Origin of the sequence: uncultured Dokdonia sp. (assembly GCF_947492815.1) — a bacterium.
GTDB lineage: Bacteria > Bacteroidota > Bacteroidia > Flavobacteriales > Flavobacteriaceae > Dokdonia.
Genome location: NZ_CANLOB010000002.1, coordinates 266,202 through 281,329, shown reverse-complemented (window position 1 = coordinate 281,329; position 15,128 = coordinate 266,202). Strand labels below are relative to the sequence as shown.

Annotated in this window: 23 protein-coding genes; 9 read left to right on the top strand and 14 right to left on the bottom strand. The window is 34.0% G+C overall.

Annotated features, from left to right (window positions below; all coding sequences use genetic code 11):
• Positions 1–123: 123 nt before the first annotated feature.
• On the bottom strand, positions 124–1,656 hold the full coding sequence (locus Q1A01_RS04005) for a hypothetical protein (protein WP_299676334.1): 1,533 nt from the start codon (positions 1,654–1,656) through the stop codon (positions 124–126).
• Positions 1,657–1,788: 132 nt separating this feature from the next.
• Here Q1A01_RS04005 and Q1A01_RS04000 point away from each other — a divergent pair, with 132 nt between their 5' ends.
• Entirely contained in the window at positions 1,789–2,178 is a 390-nt protein-coding gene (locus tag Q1A01_RS04000; protein ID WP_299676331.1) for a helix-turn-helix transcriptional regulator, read from the top strand.
• A gap of 171 nt (positions 2,179–2,349) precedes the next feature.
• Here Q1A01_RS04000 and Q1A01_RS03995 read toward each other — a convergent pair whose 3' ends face one another.
• Positions 2,350–2,511, bottom strand: coding sequence for a hypothetical protein (locus Q1A01_RS03995; protein WP_299676328.1), 162 nt, complete (start codon positions 2,509–2,511; stop codon positions 2,350–2,352).
• 869 nt (positions 2,512–3,380) lie between these two features.
• Here Q1A01_RS03995 and Q1A01_RS03990 point away from each other — a divergent pair.
• The gene (locus tag Q1A01_RS03990; protein ID WP_299676326.1) at positions 3,381–3,602 is read left to right on the top strand and encodes a hypothetical protein; all 222 of its coding nucleotides are present in this window, start codon (positions 3,381–3,383) and stop codon (positions 3,600–3,602) included.
• Positions 3,603–3,692: 90 nt separating this feature from the next.
• Here Q1A01_RS03990 and Q1A01_RS03985 read toward each other — a convergent pair whose 3' ends face one another.
• Positions 3,693–3,917, bottom strand: a complete 225-nt coding sequence (locus Q1A01_RS03985) for a helix-turn-helix transcriptional regulator (protein WP_299676324.1) — start codon at positions 3,915–3,917, stop codon at positions 3,693–3,695.
• A 144-nt stretch (positions 3,918–4,061) separates the two neighbouring features.
• Between Q1A01_RS03985 and Q1A01_RS03980 the strand changes: the two genes are divergently transcribed.
• The 3 genes from Q1A01_RS03980 (at position 4,062) to Q1A01_RS03970 (ending at position 5,578) form a co-directional block, all read left to right on the top strand.
• Entirely contained in the window at positions 4,062–4,523 is a 462-nt protein-coding gene (locus Q1A01_RS03980; protein WP_299676322.1) for a hypothetical protein, read from the top strand.
• An 11-nt stretch (positions 4,524–4,534) separates the two neighbouring features.
• Positions 4,535–5,008, top strand: coding sequence for a hypothetical protein (locus tag Q1A01_RS03975; RefSeq protein ID WP_299676320.1), 474 nt, complete (start codon positions 4,535–4,537; stop codon positions 5,006–5,008).
• A gap of 120 nt (positions 5,009–5,128) precedes the next feature.
• On the top strand, positions 5,129–5,578 hold the full coding sequence (locus Q1A01_RS03970; RefSeq protein WP_299676317.1) for a hypothetical protein: 450 nt from the start codon (positions 5,129–5,131) through the stop codon (positions 5,576–5,578).
• 297 nt (positions 5,579–5,875) lie between these two features.
• Here the strand turns inward: Q1A01_RS03970 and Q1A01_RS03965 are convergent, their stop codons facing one another.
• The 10 genes from Q1A01_RS03965 to Q1A01_RS03920 form a co-directional block, all read right to left on the bottom strand.
• Positions 5,876–6,985 (bottom strand): FRG domain-containing protein, encoded by a 1,110-nt coding sequence (locus tag Q1A01_RS03965; protein WP_299676314.1) that lies wholly within the window; start codon positions 6,983–6,985, stop codon positions 5,876–5,878.
• 1 nt (position 6,986) lies between these two features.
• Positions 6,987–7,706: a hypothetical protein gene (locus Q1A01_RS03960; RefSeq protein WP_299676311.1), complete on the bottom strand. Its 720-nt coding sequence runs from the start codon at positions 7,704–7,706 to the stop codon at positions 6,987–6,989.
• 18 nt (positions 7,707–7,724) lie between these two features.
• Positions 7,725–8,024, bottom strand: a complete 300-nt coding sequence (locus Q1A01_RS03955; protein WP_299676308.1) for a hypothetical protein — start codon at positions 8,022–8,024, stop codon at positions 7,725–7,727.
• Positions 8,025–8,062: 38 nt separating this feature from the next.
• Positions 8,063–8,596 carry a relaxase/mobilization nuclease domain-containing protein gene (locus Q1A01_RS03950; protein WP_299676305.1) on the bottom strand — a complete coding sequence of 178 codons (534 nt, stop codon included), beginning with the start codon at positions 8,594–8,596 and terminating at the stop codon, positions 8,063–8,065.
• Positions 8,593–9,024: a hypothetical protein gene (locus Q1A01_RS03945; RefSeq protein ID WP_299676302.1), complete on the bottom strand. Its 432-nt coding sequence runs from the start codon at positions 9,022–9,024 to the stop codon at positions 8,593–8,595. The genes Q1A01_RS03950 and Q1A01_RS03945 overlap by 4 nt, the downstream gene beginning before the upstream one ends.
• Positions 9,008–10,447, bottom strand: coding sequence for a type IV secretory system conjugative DNA transfer family protein (locus Q1A01_RS03940; protein ID WP_299676299.1), 1,440 nt, complete (start codon positions 10,445–10,447; stop codon positions 9,008–9,010). The genes Q1A01_RS03945 and Q1A01_RS03940 overlap by 17 nt, the downstream gene beginning before the upstream one ends.
• A gap of 139 nt (positions 10,448–10,586) precedes the next feature.
• Positions 10,587–11,306 (bottom strand): hypothetical protein, encoded by a 720-nt coding sequence (locus tag Q1A01_RS03935; RefSeq protein ID WP_299676295.1) that lies wholly within the window; start codon positions 11,304–11,306, stop codon positions 10,587–10,589.
• A gap of 2 nt (positions 11,307–11,308) precedes the next feature.
• Entirely contained in the window at positions 11,309–11,488 is a 180-nt protein-coding gene (locus Q1A01_RS03930) for a hypothetical protein (protein ID WP_299676292.1), read from the bottom strand.
• A gap of 95 nt (positions 11,489–11,583) precedes the next feature.
• Positions 11,584–11,811 (bottom strand): hypothetical protein, encoded by a 228-nt coding sequence (locus Q1A01_RS03925; RefSeq protein ID WP_299676289.1) that lies wholly within the window; start codon positions 11,809–11,811, stop codon positions 11,584–11,586.
• Positions 11,798–12,361, bottom strand: coding sequence for a tyrosine-type recombinase/integrase (locus Q1A01_RS03920; RefSeq protein ID WP_299676627.1), 564 nt, complete (start codon positions 12,359–12,361; stop codon positions 11,798–11,800). The genes Q1A01_RS03925 and Q1A01_RS03920 overlap by 14 nt, the downstream gene beginning before the upstream one ends.
• 240 nt (positions 12,362–12,601) lie before the next feature.
• On the opposite strand from Q1A01_RS03920, the gene Q1A01_RS03915 reads away from it, so the two are divergent.
• The 4 genes from Q1A01_RS03915 (at position 12,602) to Q1A01_RS03900 (ending at position 14,926) form a co-directional block, all read left to right on the top strand.
• Positions 12,602–12,946 carry a hypothetical protein gene (locus Q1A01_RS03915; protein WP_299676286.1) on the top strand — a complete coding sequence of 115 codons (345 nt, stop codon included), beginning with the start codon at positions 12,602–12,604 and terminating at the stop codon, positions 12,944–12,946.
• Positions 12,947–12,976: 30 nt separating this feature from the next.
• Positions 12,977–13,615: a hypothetical protein gene (locus tag Q1A01_RS03910; protein WP_299676283.1), complete on the top strand. Its 639-nt coding sequence runs from the start codon at positions 12,977–12,979 to the stop codon at positions 13,613–13,615.
• Positions 13,590–14,003 carry a hypothetical protein gene (locus Q1A01_RS03905; RefSeq protein WP_299676280.1) on the top strand — a complete coding sequence of 138 codons (414 nt, stop codon included), beginning with the start codon at positions 13,590–13,592 and terminating at the stop codon, positions 14,001–14,003. Before Q1A01_RS03910 ends, Q1A01_RS03905 begins: the two co-directional genes overlap by 26 nt.
• Positions 14,004–14,086: 83 nt before the next feature.
• The gene (locus Q1A01_RS03900) at positions 14,087–14,926 is read left to right on the top strand and encodes a hypothetical protein (RefSeq protein WP_299676277.1); all 840 of its coding nucleotides are present in this window, start codon (positions 14,087–14,089) and stop codon (positions 14,924–14,926) included.
• Here the strand turns inward: Q1A01_RS03900 and Q1A01_RS03895 are convergent, their stop codons facing one another.
• Entirely contained in the window at positions 14,927–15,088 is a 162-nt protein-coding gene (locus tag Q1A01_RS03895; RefSeq protein ID WP_299676274.1) for a hypothetical protein, read from the bottom strand. It abuts the gene before it with no gap.
• Positions 15,089–15,128: the final 40 nt, after the last annotated feature.

Sequence of the window (15,128 nt, the reverse complement as noted above, 5' to 3'; positions counted from 1 at the left end):
TTTTACATTTTTTAGTTTTCGTGGCGAACCATCGATTACTTTCTATTTATCAAACACTTAGCCTCGCCATTTTACAAATGGCGAACCGCTGGCGAAGTGGCGGTGGCGAGTCGCCACGGACGTTTATACTTTTGTCACTTTTTGCAACTTTTCGACACATATATTAAGCGCCATATCGATGGTTGTTTCTAAATGGCTAAACTCATCTACATCGACAATTTCATAACAAAAGGATTCCTTTTGAATATCTGTTCTGCGTTTGATATATCCTTCTTGGATAAGTAACTGATGATATCGTCTCAAAGTCGATTCCTTAATCCGTAATTCCCTTCTGATCTCTTGATTGGTAAATACGGTATTCTGTTTTTTATGTAAATACACTTTAAGTGCTTCTAAGTAGTTTCTGGTTACTCCGTTTAATGGGTCAGACTTACGAAGCAAAGTATCTTTGATAAGTGCATTAGCTACTTTAATATCTTCGAGCGTAGTTTCGATATATTCCTCTCCTGTATGTACATCAAATTGTGATTCCCTTTGATGTTGATGATAGAAAGTAACCACTTCTATGAATTGCAGATAATGCGCATTACTACGTCGTGGTTTAAAAACAGATTTAGGCAATATCAAATGTTCTGCATAGGGATTGATAATACGTACCGGCTTTAAAAGTCTCTGTACGTTATTGAGTATCTTTTGTGCATCTATTTGATCTTGCTTATTAACTCGTCCTGCCGACTCCAAACGCTGGTATTTCATAATACACTCGTCTTGTTCTTCGCTTTCATCGATATACAGTAAGAAGGAACGATTAGAATTATCTTCATAGATACTTTCTTGGGTGGTACACCCTGCGACACATATAGGTCCTTCTACGGTTAAGCTTTTGGTGATGCCTTCCCCACCAGTTCCTTTTTGTACGACAGACTTGGTAATACGTTTTTTGGTTTGTAATTCTCTAAGGGGATATAATACTTCTTCGGCTCCATCCATATCTTCGATTAGGATAAGCTTATGCTTCAGTTCATTTCGTTTGTAGTAGTAGAAAGCATTAGCCGATAAGACTGTCATCTCCACTTTATCTTCATCTGGAATAAGTGCTGCAACTTTTGATTGTAAATGCGTCTTACCAACACCTGAACTTCCAAAGGATATACAATGCAGTGGATTCTGCATCATGCGAGAGGTAAATATCAAATACATCAGTAATCGATTATCAACTTCTCCAATCACGCCACTTGCTCCAATGAGTTTATTTGTCTTTTCCATCAGCCTATCAGAACGTAGTATCGTTATGGCTTGTCTCCTTTCTTTTTGCGAAAGTTCATATTCAAATACCTCATCTGAATTTTCTATTTCTAATAACTCTAATCGGTAGGTTTCTAGCTTATGAATCAGTTCTTGCAAGGCACGTCGTATAATAGAGGTACCTACTTCTAAAAATTCAGCAATCTTGCGTACAAACTTTTCAAGAGCATTCGCATTATATAAATCAATGGTATGCCGTAAGGCGTGAAAAGGAGCATCCACCTTATGTATTTTTAAGGTAACGCGCATACGATCTAGTCCTGCGATTGAAATACCACCGAGAATATGGAATTCCAACACCTCTGTGATATATGAGTAATGGTTCGGATTTGTGGTATTAAAAGTATTCATATTCTGAATGTCAGCGTTATACACACAAATATATAAATAAATTGACTTTAAACACACTAAATATATAAATTAGTGTGTTTTTTGGTGTTTATGACTAAATGACCTACTTTTGAGGTAAACAAAACCGCCGTTATGACCGAAGTACAGCAATTACTGATAGATAACTTGAAGTTTTATAGAGTAGAAAAGAAGCTTACCCAAGCCAATGTTGCTAAGTCTTGTGATATGCTTCCAAGTACCTATTCCCGATTAGAAACAGGACAAGTATCTCCGCAATTGCAAACATTGGAACGTGTATGCGATGCGATTGGAATTCACGTAGTAGATTTATTTCGTTCTCGTGAGGTAAAGGATCAAACAACTGTTGAGAAACTTGAAGCCATAGCGGGATTATCAGACTACAATCGTAATGTGGTGGAGATCTTACTGGACTCTATTATTGAGAAGGATAAGTTGGAGAAGTCGCAAGCGGTGACGATGAAGAAGAGGTTGGAGGAATTGAATAAAGTGAGGGGAAAATAGTGTCTCTTTATATAATAAATACTATATAGTTAAGCGGATTGTTTAAAAACAAAAAAGGATGGCTTAGCCACCCTTTATAATTACAACTTAAAGAGAGCGTAACCTGATTGTTCAAGTCATTCTAACCAAAGTTAGCAGTTACGCACCTCTTAAGTTTTTGGTGATTTTGTATTACTGTAGGTATTTCTTTCCTATTACTAATACAATTGCTAGTGTTATAAGCACTAATGCAAAATGCCACCATAGTTCTGCTGGTAGTGAAAATACCAGCAAGTTAGCGAGGACAAGAATGACATAAAATACATTCCCTCCAGATTTATTACCCTGTTGCATAGACTTTTGTTTTTAGGGTTAATACTCATCGAAAATTCAGACAGCTTCCTAATTACAGAATGCTGTTTTTTATTAAAAGTTTTCATCTTTTTCTGTTTTTATAGATTCACTTGAAAATCCTTCTGCTTACGGAGATAATCTTTAATCTCGAATACAGTGGACCAAGTACAGCTACTACTAATAAACAATTTTGTGGTTTTCATAATTTTAAAATTTAAAAGTTAAAAAATAGTCAAGTGTTAATTAACCTCTCCTCGACATTAAAGAGGGTACATCTTGATAGATGTAAAGTTGATTTTTAGATAGTTGTTATCTGCTATCTATTAAATAATCTGTTCTGTTTTTCATAATAAAAAATTTAAGTTTTACAAGCTGAGAACAGTTATACTCTCTCTCAGATTAAGAGTCTACAATACATACACACAAAGTCTATTAAAATGTATATGCTTGGATCACCAAATAACCATAAAGGATGATCACACGATAAAAAATTCTTGGGTACAAAAAAACAGCACCACAAAGAATATTGTGTGCTAACTATTGGATATAAAATGACTTGAACAATGCTAATATATGATCTTTATTCCATATAAACAAATAAAAATCAATTATTTATATTGGAACTACTATAATATTTTAATCTTTGAGGCATCTGAATGACCAATAATGACTGTCCTTAAGTGGTAGTATATATACATCTCCAAATAACTATCTCTATATACCTTGTATTACACGATCAATTATGATAGAATAATAATGTAAAGCAATTATCATTATTAAGATTTAAGATCAGAAATAGACATCGGATGATTTTTGCTTTACACTTAAATCTTTTCTCCGATGTCTATTTCTGATGAGACAAAAAACATATGACATTTAATGACTATTTAGATCATTTAAACGCTCTTGCAAAAAAGCATCCAGATTTACTAGAAATGCGAGTTATTGCAAGTGCTGACACAGAAGGAAATCATTATCATGGAGTTGCATTTACTCCTGAATTTGGAAAGTTAAGCAGTGGAACAGATTTTTACCCTTATGATCGTAAAACCTGTAAAAAGAAAGATATTAATGCGTTATGCATTAATTAGTATTGACATTCAGATCTGAAATTGGAAAATCATTCGGTAATATTTAGTCAAAAAATACCATTATATGTGGTGTTTTTTATTTCCTAATACTTAAAAAAGAAAAAGCTCATAGAATTGAACATCTAGCGCGTTGGCAACTTTAAGAAGTGTCTTCAAGGTACTATTACCTGCACCGCGTTCAATTCTTTGAATAACGGACTTATCTAATTCTGATTGATATCCAAGTTCGGTTTGTGACCATTCTTTCTCTTTACGTAACTGACGTATTTTATCTCCTACTTGTTTATAAAACGCTTCTGAATCTGGATATCTCATAACAACACCTACTAAAGTATTAATACGAGTAAACCTACAAATGAAGTCTTAGTTATGAGGCAATTAATACAAGGCTGTATATATTAGGCTTTTTATATGTATTTAACTATGTTTGCTTCATTAGTAACTCAAAAACATAGATTTATGAAAACATTTAACTACATCCTTTTACTGCTTTTTGCTTCTTCACTTACTAGCTGTATAACAACAAAGACGCTAAAAGCTACAGCAAGTGTACCTGCGGGTACTACCGTCAATTATTCAAAAGTGGTGAATCCTGCATACGCTACGGATTACATTGGAGCGGATATCGTTACCGAAGTAGAATTTTATAGTGCTGGTAAGGCACGTAACCAAGCGACCAAAGTTCCTAAAGATCATGTTGTATTTCAAGTACTACCTATAGGAGGCACACCTAAAGATGCTCCTTTTGGTGGTGGACAACTTGGAGATTATGTATTTCTTCCAAAGGATCAAAGCGATATCATATTCAATTTAAAACGTGGCGATAAGATTCAATTACGTGGTGGTACTCGAGTACAGAAATACCATCTCAACGGTATAAAGATTATTGAATTTGTAGCTACATCAATTGAAAAAATATAAATAACCATATTATGAAAAATGTAATCTATCTAATTGCCTTTCTCCCCTTATTCCTTAGCTGTTCTTCAAACACACTCAAACAAGAAACCGTTGAAAACTGGATACAACAAAAAATTGAAGATAACAGCTATTTTAAACATTCTATTGAATACAAACCGTATGGAAAGATTTGGAAATATAACTATCAAATAAATGAAGTTACTATTGATACTATTGGCGTAGTACAGATGGTTAATGAAAACCAAGCTACCGTTAAGGTAACAATACGTTATATTGAAAATCTCCATATAGGTAAAAGAAGAGATAGTAATAAACAAAAAGACAAAGTCACTTTTGTATTTAATAAAAGTACTGATGACAAATGGTATTTAATTGCTGTAACAGGACGTAAATCATCTACGAATAGTTATGGTCATCAAACGGATATTTTTAAGCAATACAGAGAGAATTTTATAACCAATTATGCTACGGAGTCTATTGAATAATAATTCAATGTCTTTTAACGAAAAATGTCCTCATCTTGCGTTTACTATCTACGCAATTTGAGGATTTTTTATTCCTTTGTATCAATTATTTATAACTTTAAGAGTTAAATAAATTACATTATGAGATTTAAATTTTACAAACGAAACAAAAAAATTAAACAGGCAATGAAAATTGCTGAGAAAATACTAGCTCTTGATGAGTTTTATAGTAAAATCGAATCTATTACTAGTTTTGATAATTCAAACATTTCGCCAGCAGAAATTGCTGAACAAATAAGATCATACAGAACTGTTGTTATCATACGAACTATCTGGAATCCAAGAATAGGTAATGCAGTTGCAAGTAGTTCTAAGTTTTTTAAAATAAATACCCTACGCTTAGGCAGAAAAAGAACCATTCCCAAAGTAGTAAATACTATCATACACGAATATGTCCATTGTGTAGATTTTAATAATGATACATTAGAGTTTACTCATTTCGATAATGAAAACACCAATGGAGAAGAAGACAATACGGCTCCTTGGAAAATTGGAGAAATCGCTGAAGAATTTGCTGAAAACTTAACATAACTATTTTCCAATGTCCTTAAGAAAAAATGTCCTCATCTGCTTTTATCGTTTAAGCATTTGAGGACATTTTATATCTGTCCAAAGTCGCAATTTTTTGAGGTTGCTTTTCGGACAGACTGCGTCACGGTCTCAAGTCGCTTTTGCTTTTAAGACAGTAACGCAGGATTGCATTGTGATGTCACAAGCTCCTATTCACAATGCGAATCCTGTTAGGGGAAACCCCTAAAACCCCAACCACGACCACAAAAAAGAGGCTACTAAAAGCCTCTTTTATATAAATGGGAAATACTTTCTGTATTAATTTATCCAGTAAAAATATTTTAGATAAGAATCTAAATTCGGTATGATTGATTTTGCCTTAAATAGATTTTCAAAAATGATATTACCTATCAAATCTTTTTGTCTATTTGGAAATAATAATTCAGATGTTTTTTGCTTAAAAGCATCTGAATTATCTAGGTACAATGCTGCAACTAAATGTTCCGTAGCGTTATTTATATTCAATCCTCTACTATTATGTAAAAAAAAGGCATTCTGAAAAGAAGGTCTTGATTTAGGTATTATACCAGATAATATTTCTTCATGATTAATACTATAATATTTATGTGGTAAAGCAAAAATATAAATTACAGACTTCGATTTCCAATCCCTTTTATGAAGATAATTAGCTTTATACGCCCCTGTTTTGTGATATGTATTTAAAGCAAAAAAAAGTGCTGTTTCTATATCTGATGTTACATCTAACCCATTTGTAGGTAGTCCATAATGTTGAGCAATTGACAGTGCATAATGCATAAATGGATAATAATTGAATTCGTCATTAATCTTATCACTTAATACTTTGTTATCTAATAATTGCGCATACATTCCAAATGAAACTCTCAAAAGTCCACTCCATTCTGGTATTATTGAATCTATATTAGTATTTGTCCTTGAACTTGTATTCAATAATGATGGCTCTAATGTATTCTCACACCCATAAATTTTCTTTAATGACTCTTTCCCTCGTGATAGAAAATATTCTTTTGTTTGACCTCGATAAAGGATATCATGATCTTTATAATGTTTTTTTAAATCGTGAAGAATACTATTTATATCATCATGTTTTTTAATAGAAATTCTAGGGATTCTTCTAAATGGAATTCTTAAAAACCCCATATCTGCCTTATGATCGATACCATAAAATTCCATTTTGTCTGTTTTTCCATAAAAGGCTCCTCCTTCTTCTATCCAATGGTCATATGCTAATCCATAATACTTATCTATATGTACATGTTTTTTAGGTGTGATTTTAGTTATTTTATCTATTTCAGAATAAGGAGAGAAAGTATTTCTATACCTAGAAATATTCTCTAAAGATCCATTATTAAGTAGACTACTGTCTCTTTGTACAAAACCATCTAGCATATTATTCTTTATAATATTTTGAGTATTTATATTCTTCAGATGTAAAACGTGGCTTATTTATAATTATAGCTTCTTTTACCTCTTGTGTGACTGGCATAGGTCCATAACAATGAAAATAACCTTTATAACTCATTATTTTATATTGATCAGAGATTAATCCAGAATTTCCTGCATCCTTAAAACCAAAATACTCCATAGTCTTAAGAGATATAAATGAATGTAGTCTATCTTCTGTTGATCTATGAGATATGGAATCAAGGTCTTCATTTATTGATATAGGTTTCCAAAATTTTATAGCATCTTCCAGCAATTTAATTAAAGTTAATAAAGGACTTCTAATTAATAAGAGTTCTCTTTTTGTTGAGGTAATTTTCATTAGACGGTAATTTCTGTATTCACCTTTTTCATTTGAATAATACTCCACTTTTCCTGTGAATTTTATATTTCCTAAAAGTGATAAATTACTATTCGTACAATAGCTCGGATAATAAAAAAATAATAACTTACATAGATTTTCTGGCAAATAAAATCCTTTCAGATAAAGATTTACAAAAAATTCAAGATTAACTTCTTTACTAGATGATATTACATCTGATTCAAAAGGAATTTCCATTTCATTAGAAATATCAGAAGCGCCTGATAAATCCTCATTTAAAACGAATGATATAATATTCGGAGGAATCCAAGCTGATAATTTATTCGCAAATTCTCTGTGTTCCATTTTTAAAAATAAGTAATTTTATCTCTTTCTTGTGCGCTCCCTTCCCAGAGAATGTTCCTGTTGGCTTTCTCTAATGTTTCGAAGAGCCTCTAAACGGGCACTCTTCTCTACTTTTTTATCCAATAATTTTAAAATTTCAGTATTATATCCTAAAGTCCGAAAACGAAATTTACGAGTGGATTTAACACCTCGTATTTCGCCCCGATAAGTATAAAGTTGTATTCCCTTTTTCTGTAAATCGATATAAAAAGCCTTTTGAGACGTTGCCTTAGCATAGGCTTTTTCTAGTATGGGTAGAAGTCGTTGTTTTTCAGACACTACCCCACGAGCTTGCATCTGATATTCAGAATCTCGAATTAAGACTTTTTTTTTGAGAGTAAATTCTTATTATGATCAATTGCAGATTTTTCCAATTCTGGAAAATATCTTCTAACATATTGTTCGGCAGGTACCTTGACCTTATTTTTAAAATCATCTCTTGAAATTCGGACTGACTTTCCAGTTTTGTATTCTGTCCCGCTCAACAATATATGGAGATGTACATGGTCTTTCTCATTTCGATGTACGGTGGCAAATGCTATGGATAGATTGGAGCGTAGGGAGATGTACTTACGAGCAATCTTTTGAAGTTTTTCGTTTGTAAGATCTTTTGCATTGTCTTTATGAAAGGAGAGTATTTCCATATAAACTCTCACGGAATTTTTACGCTTAGTAAGTCTATACTTCTCGTTCTCTTCAAAGGCATGTACAATCTGCTCTTGGCTTGGATTCTTGCCTTTGATAAAACGAGTGAGTACAAAACCCTCGTCTCGTTCTGACTCTCGCAGGAGATAAGAAACGAGGGTCTTACATGCCCCTATATGCTTGTAGCTTTTAGATTTGATAATCATATTAGGGCTTTTTCAATGGCAAGAATATAGTCCTCTAACTGCTGCAATCGTTGCTCATCTATCTTTTCGAGTAGTAATAGTTCCTGTAAGTATTCATTTATCAGGAACAACTGCTGTTCAATAAGTGCTGTATTGATTACAGGTTGATTAGACTGCCCTTTACTGATGTACTGCACCAAAATATCCCGTACCAGATGTGCAATTTCCTGTCCTTCGGAAAGAGCAGATTGTAATTGCTTAATATCTTCCTTTTCCAAGCGGATATGGATACTTGAACTTGATGCTCGCATCCGTCTTTTAAAATCCGTATTATAGGCTCTCCAATATACTTTTTTAGCTAATGCAATCTCTGTATCTGTAGGATCAATACCCCCAAATATCTCATTGAGATAATCGTGTATCCCTGTAAATTTAGTCGGCACTTTCATCGGTATCAGTATTTGGAAGAAGGTTTTCTAATGAAATTAACGCAATCGTATCAGAGGATATATTCACATCACTTACAAATGGTGGTAATTCTGAGAGTTTACGAAGCTTTTTGATCTTAAAATATGGTGTTACCCGTACTTTCATCATCCGCATTCCTGAAACAAATACCAATGCTTTATTAGATGGCAATGCCATGATTTCATCAGCTGCAAGAACAGATCTGCTTTTGAGTCGATCTCCATCTTGTTTGTCATTGAAATCATATCGCCCAAGTGTACGTTCTAGTTCCATTGCCGTATTCAAATTAGCAGATAGGTAAATCTTTGTACGAAGATTGCTCAGTATCGCCTGCGCTCTATAACCATAACGAGCTGTAAGTTGTGCTTTAGCATCTTGAGTTACTGCCATGATTGCTCCTCTGTATTTTCGGATATTGGCACATATCACATCTAATGAATTAATACTTAATACAGGAAGCTCATCAAGATGGAAGTACATATCCAGCATCTCTTTTTGAGGGAGCTCTTCGAAAAAGCGTTCGAAAAATTGGGATAAGAAAATACTTGAAATCTTACTGTAGTAGTGCATCTTAGCAATACTGGAATGAATATAGATAACGGAAGGGCTTTTACGTAAATCAATAAAATCTCCAATATTGTCTGTAGCCGTAATGGCAGCTATGTTCTCATCGAGAGTAAAGAGTTGTACGGCGGTCTGTGCCGTACCAAGTACTGAGGAAAGTGTATTAGGAGATTGTGATTTGATAGAAGAATATTTTACAAAAAGTTCCTCTGATCCATAAGCATCAAAAAACGCATCAACAAGAGCCGTTGTATGTCCCGCTTGCATCATATCTAAAAGATAAGCGACATTACTTAAATTTTGATATTTCACATCTTGTGTTTTAAGGATTGAGATAAGTACATATAGCGTCTCAATTGCCTTCTGATTCCAAAAACTAGCATCTTCTCCTTTATCATCGCCATTAATCGTCACTAGATTTGTAGCTAATTGGGTAATCTGTGATTTAGTATTTGCGCGTAACATTGGACTAAAGCGTAAACTGCCACTCGGGTTGGTAAAATCTAGTTGAAAAATGTTGACGCCTTTTTCTGCTAATGCACCAGAAGTTTTTTCAAAAAGCTCTTTCGATGGGTCATGAATTAATTGGCTTCCTGTAACGGTAAGAATAGATCTTATGATTACTCCAGAAGTCTTATATGACCCTGTTTCTCCATTAACTAAAAGTCCCTGCATAGAGAGTTTGGGAGTAATACTTTTACCATTCACATTAAAACCCTTATATCTACGCTTAAGTACTTTATAAGAAGGCATAAACTTGCCTTTGAGTCGATGTTTATTAGGATCGAGAAACGCCAAAAGGTCTTCCAGCGCATCTACGATCAATTCAAAGAAATTCATAAGTATTGTTGTATAAGGTTATTGAGTTGTATGATGATACTCTCAAGGAGTTTACCGATGATGTAGATCAGATTCAAAAGGAGTTTCCAGAGTAATCTGAAAACCCCTTTGATAAAGCGGAAGAATAAAGAATCTTCCATTACAGGTGCTCAATTTTAGTATGACGTCCTATAAGAAGCTTCCCTCCATAGGGTTCTATAAGGTTTCGATAAATCACTACCATAGCCGTGAAGACTTCAGTATCTTCAATAGAGGGTTCATAAATAATATGAACAGTAATCCCTTCTAAACTCTTGCTAGGCTGTGTCTCTTCATTAAAATAATCACCCACCTTAATAGGATTCTTTACTATCTGCTGACGATTTCTTGGGTGATAAACTGAATAGAGCGAGCTATGCTCTTTAAGGTCAGAGAATATAAGCAAGGTACGTTCTCCTTGTTGTTTGGAAAGATAATCTAACTCTCGGACTACCACTCTGAAAATATCAGAACGTCGTAACGGTTCTTGCTCATTATTATAATAATCCAAAGAATCGTTGAACTGTTTATGAAATCTTCTGATTTGTTTACGACGCTGATCTTCATTAGAAAGAAGTCCGGTAGTCCCTGGCTTTAACACAAAACTATATTTAGAAGCATAAGGCGTATCAGAAACATAACTCAACCCTATAGTAATTCCATCATTAGGACTTGTATCTGTAAGATAGGTTTCGACATCATCTGTATCAGGAGCATAACTATCTTCTTCACTACGATCAACAATAAGAGATACGTGATGATTATTTGGTGTTTCTTGTTCACACCCTATGGTAAATATTGCAATAACAAACAAGGTGATATATGTATATAAATTTTTCATAATTATGATTTTTTAATAGGTTCAACAATATGATCGAAGTAGGTGGTAAGCTTTGGCGGTGCTTTTAAAAAGGCATCAGGAGCCGTAACACCATCTTTACGTCTGTAGAGGTTTTCCGTAACAAATAAGGAATGTGCTTTGTGGTATTCAGAAACTACTTCATTTTCGTAGTGTTTCCCCATACACTGAAGCTGGTGCAAATCTGCTAATCGTTTATTGATCTCATCGGGAATGGCATCAATACGCTCTTTAAGTGCTTTGATATCTCCCTTTAGCGTTACGAGGCTCCAATACGTAGTTTGGTGGTTTTCTTTGAAGGTCGCTTCCCTGCTATGGGACGTTGTATTTTCTTTGCGTAGGTTAAACAGGTTTTATAATCAATGGTATAGGGATCATAGTCTTTTGATTCACACCAACTCATAAACTTATCGTAACAGATCAAATAGGTATTGATTGTTGATTTGGCATACGCCTTTTCATAGAGATAAGTATCAAATGATTTCATGTTCGTTCATATTTACCAAATGCGTGTATATCTGCGTTGATTCAAGCGAAGAATGGCCGAGGAATTGACTAATGGATTTCATAGGCACCTTGTTTTGCATGAGATGCGTGGCGATGCTATGACGTAAGGTATGCAGGGTAATATTCTTTGCTTGGATATTTTCATCCTCGCTGGCATCAACTATATACTTGAGCCTATTAGCTATCGACATATCATTGATACGGGTTCCTCGTTGCGAAATCAAAAAAGCATCGGTTTGATAGTTATTCTGAAACTCTGGTCTGCCTTCATAGAGATAGTCTTGAAGGATACTTAAATTATAGGTATTAATCGGCACAAAGCGTTCTTTGTAGTTTTTGCCTTTACGGACATAGATGCGTCCTTTATCAAATAAGATATCTTCACAATTGATATGTACTGCTTCATTTCGCCTTAATCCGCAACTATATAACAATACGAGTATTGCACGATCTCTCATTTGAAAGTGTTCACTCATGTGGGAGTATGCGCAGGCTTTAAAAAGTCGTTTGATTTCCTCTTGGGTAAGGATTACCTTATCCGTATTGTGATAGGATATTTTCTCTCCTTTAAGATGTACGCCAAATTTAATACTGGCATTGTGTTCTTTTAAGTAAACTAGGAACTTCTTAAGTGCTTGTTGATGTTTATTTAAAAAGGCTTTTGATAATCCCCCGCCACGTCTTTGATTTCCTCGCTGTGATAATTGGGTGTAGTATTCTTGGATAAGTAGGGTTATAACATCTTGTTATACATCATTCATAAATGGACTGTGAAGTTATCTCAACCGATTAGCTTTTCAGATGAGGAAGTCGATGCTTTGTTTACTAAAACAAACAATCAGATTCATTACTTGTATATGAAGCCTACTTCAGAGTGGGATAGCTATGACAGGAATAACTACATCTCATTACTCTACAAAGCTGGATTTACCATTCAGGTCTACGGTATTTATTCTTCTTCAGTAAAAGAAGAGGATAAATACATCGTGGAATCTCCACCAAAAGTGTTTTACGATACCAAAGAAGAAGCGGAAGCGGAAATCACTCGCCTTATCGAAAAAGAAAACTATAACAAAGGAGACCTTGTGGTCTATCCGCTCTATAAAATCAAATAACTCAATTACTAATTTTTAAAACTGAATATTATGGAAACACCAAGTATTGTTGATACGCTGATACAGAATATCACTACCGATCAAGAACTCTTAAAAGATGCTGATGCAAAGATCACTCAAGCCAAAGAAGAAAAAGCAACTGTTGCAGATCGTCTCAAAGGCTATCGAAAAGAAGCAGAAGTTTTTTTAAAGTATGCCAATGAAGAACAAAAGAAACAGATTGAAGCATTAGGCTTTGATACTTCTGAAACGAAAGGCTCATTAAATGACGTGGCCACACGAGCATTCAATATTATTATGGATGCTAGAGATCATACCCTTACTAATGATGAGCTTTATACCATCTATGCAGGGAGTCACAAAAATCCAAAAGAGGCACTAAACTATACTGCTTTTAATATTAAATGTAGACCACTGTTTAATTCTCAGCGATTACTTCGCAAAAAAGCAGCAGAAGGTTTGACGTCTCGTGAAGATATTATTTCACTCAATGGTACGCCTATTAAAAAGGAAGATGCAAAAGGTGAAACTGAAGAAGTAAAAGAAACACCCGAAATAAAAGATGATGCAAAGCAAGTAAAAAAGAAAGAGCCTGTTAAAACCATTGCTCTTAAAAAAGGAACATTAGCTAAAGACAAAAATAATGATACGACAGCAACAAAAAAGTAAGGCAATTGACAATGCCTTGTGGCTCAACTTTGAAAACCGTACGACTGATAAGGTTTACGGTGTTGTACAAAGTATTGACCATGATTATTTAATCGTGCCTGTTGATCATCCAACGGTTATTGGAGAAGCCTTTGAAGTATTACCTACTAGTTATACTTCCCTTTCCTATGATCGGATTGCTGAGATCTTTGCAGATCGTAATCCATTATGGTTCTGGGAAGAGCTTAAAGGTACGCTTGCAACTTTGAACGGAGAACTCTTGCGATTCATTCTTGCCTATGACATTCCGCTTGAAAAACTCATTCGTTACAGTTTGTCTGCTCGCGGGTATGATAAAGAAATGCGATGGGTAGGATTTAACAAAGCCAAAGAAATTTGGTTAGAATAATTGAATATTTTCTAAACACTTATCAGTCTTGATGAGTGTTTTTTACTACAAAATTGTATTTTTATTTCACTAAATATGTAATTATGTTTTCAGATGATATAGAAAAAGAGATTAAGAAGCATTTTGAAAAACAAAATAATACAGGGTTAGAAGAATTTGACGGCATATCACCTAATCAAATGCATTACCTCTTACGAGAACCTTTTGCAAAACAAAGTATCATTAAACTCAATAGACTTTCAGAACAACAATATCAAAGTATCCCTCTACTGAATCAAATAAAATACCTAGTTAAGTCCATAGGAAATGAAACAGAAGTAAAACTAACCAAAACAGGAGCACTTCCTACTAAAATTGTAAAAGATACTTATCATAACGGAGGACTCACAGAAGAATTTATAGAAGAAGGATATACGTTTCTTCGAAGAGAATCTGATAGTCATACTATACAGTTATCACGAATACTCTTAGAACTTATCGGGTTTACTAAAAAAAGAAATAATAAACTCAGTCTTACTAAAAAAGCGAAAAAGATTTTAGAAAACGACCACCGATTATTAGAACTTGTTTTTACTGCTTTTTGTCAGGAATTTAATTGGGGATATTTTGATGGATACGAACTTGATGAATGGGGTCAGTATGGAGTTGGATTCTCTCTTATGCTGTTACATAAATATGGAAGTTTGAAACGAAAAGATTCTTTTTATGCAGAGAAGTATTACAAGGCTTTTCCAGACCTCTTAGATTTTCATCCTTTTACACCAGAAATAAAAAATAGTGCGTATCGAGGATATGCTTTCAGAACCTTCGAAAAAGGTTTGTCGTATTTCGGTTTTATAGACTATGAGAGAGGACGTATTTTTGATCCTAGCTATGTTATTAAGACGAGATTATTCGATGCTTTTATTAGCGTGAAAGCATAACTATGACATTTTTTGTAGCTCATCTAAATAGTAATCCAAATCCTCATCATCAATTAGGTTATCATCATCTTCTGCTTCCTTGATACGCTGAGCAATGATACGTTTGCGCTCCTTATCAAATTCTTCTTTACTAACCACTTTGCCATAATTATAGTATTTCATACATCTACCATATCACATAGTGTTTACAGTATATTAACAA

What these genes read in the sequence shown, in the direction of transcription:
- Q1A01_RS03970 (WP_299676317.1), top strand. Translation starts at nt 5,129, where the DNA reads ATGAGATTTAAATTTTACAAACGAAACAAAAAAATTAAACAGGCAATG.
- Q1A01_RS03900 (WP_299676277.1), top strand. Translation starts at nt 14,087, where the DNA reads ATGTTTTCAGATGATATAGAAAAAGAGATTAAGAAGCATTTTGAAAAA.
- Q1A01_RS03950 (WP_299676305.1), bottom strand. Translation starts at nt 8,596, where the DNA reads ATGATTATCAAATCTAAAAGCTACAAGCATATAGGGGCATGTAAGACC.
- Q1A01_RS03990 (WP_299676326.1), top strand. Translation starts at nt 3,381, where the DNA reads ATGACATTTAATGACTATTTAGATCATTTAAACGCTCTTGCAAAAAAG.
- Q1A01_RS04000 (WP_299676331.1), top strand. Translation starts at nt 1,789, where the DNA reads ATGACCGAAGTACAGCAATTACTGATAGATAACTTGAAGTTTTATAGA.
- Q1A01_RS03965 (WP_299676314.1), bottom strand. Translation starts at nt 6,985, where the DNA reads ATGCTAGATGGTTTTGTACAAAGAGACAGTAGTCTACTTAATAATGGA.
- Q1A01_RS03995 (WP_299676328.1), bottom strand. Translation starts at nt 2,511, where the DNA reads ATGCAACAGGGTAATAAATCTGGAGGGAATGTATTTTATGTCATTCTT.
- Q1A01_RS04005 (WP_299676334.1), bottom strand. Translation starts at nt 1,656, where the DNA reads ATGAATACTTTTAATACCACAAATCCGAACCATTACTCATATATCACA.
- Q1A01_RS03930 (WP_299676292.1), bottom strand. Translation starts at nt 11,488, where the DNA reads ATGGGGAAACACTACGAAAATGAAGTAGTTTCTGAATACCACAAAGCA.
- Q1A01_RS03975 (WP_299676320.1), top strand. Translation starts at nt 4,535, where the DNA reads ATGAAAAATGTAATCTATCTAATTGCCTTTCTCCCCTTATTCCTTAGC.
- Q1A01_RS03925 (WP_299676289.1), bottom strand. Translation starts at nt 11,811, where the DNA reads ATGAAATCATTTGATACTTATCTCTATGAAAAGGCGTATGCCAAATCA.
- Q1A01_RS03895 (WP_299676274.1), bottom strand. Translation starts at nt 15,088, where the DNA reads ATGAAATACTATAATTATGGCAAAGTGGTTAGTAAAGAAGAATTTGAT.
- Q1A01_RS03980 (WP_299676322.1), top strand. Translation starts at nt 4,062, where the DNA reads ATGAAAACATTTAACTACATCCTTTTACTGCTTTTTGCTTCTTCACTT.
- Q1A01_RS03985 (WP_299676324.1), bottom strand. Translation starts at nt 3,917, where the DNA reads ATGAGATATCCAGATTCAGAAGCGTTTTATAAACAAGTAGGAGATAAA.
- Q1A01_RS03945 (WP_299676302.1), bottom strand. Translation starts at nt 9,024, where the DNA reads ATGAAAGTGCCGACTAAATTTACAGGGATACACGATTATCTCAATGAG.
- Q1A01_RS03910 (WP_299676283.1), top strand. Translation starts at nt 12,977, where the DNA reads ATGGAAACACCAAGTATTGTTGATACGCTGATACAGAATATCACTACC.
- Q1A01_RS03940 (WP_299676299.1), bottom strand. Translation starts at nt 10,447, where the DNA reads ATGAATTTCTTTGAATTGATCGTAGATGCGCTGGAAGACCTTTTGGCG.
- Q1A01_RS03905 (WP_299676280.1), top strand. Translation starts at nt 13,590, where the DNA reads ATGATACGACAGCAACAAAAAAGTAAGGCAATTGACAATGCCTTGTGG.
- Q1A01_RS03935 (WP_299676295.1), bottom strand. Translation starts at nt 11,306, where the DNA reads ATGAAAAATTTATATACATATATCACCTTGTTTGTTATTGCAATATTT.
- Q1A01_RS03960 (WP_299676311.1), bottom strand. Translation starts at nt 7,706, where the DNA reads ATGGAACACAGAGAATTTGCGAATAAATTATCAGCTTGGATTCCTCCG.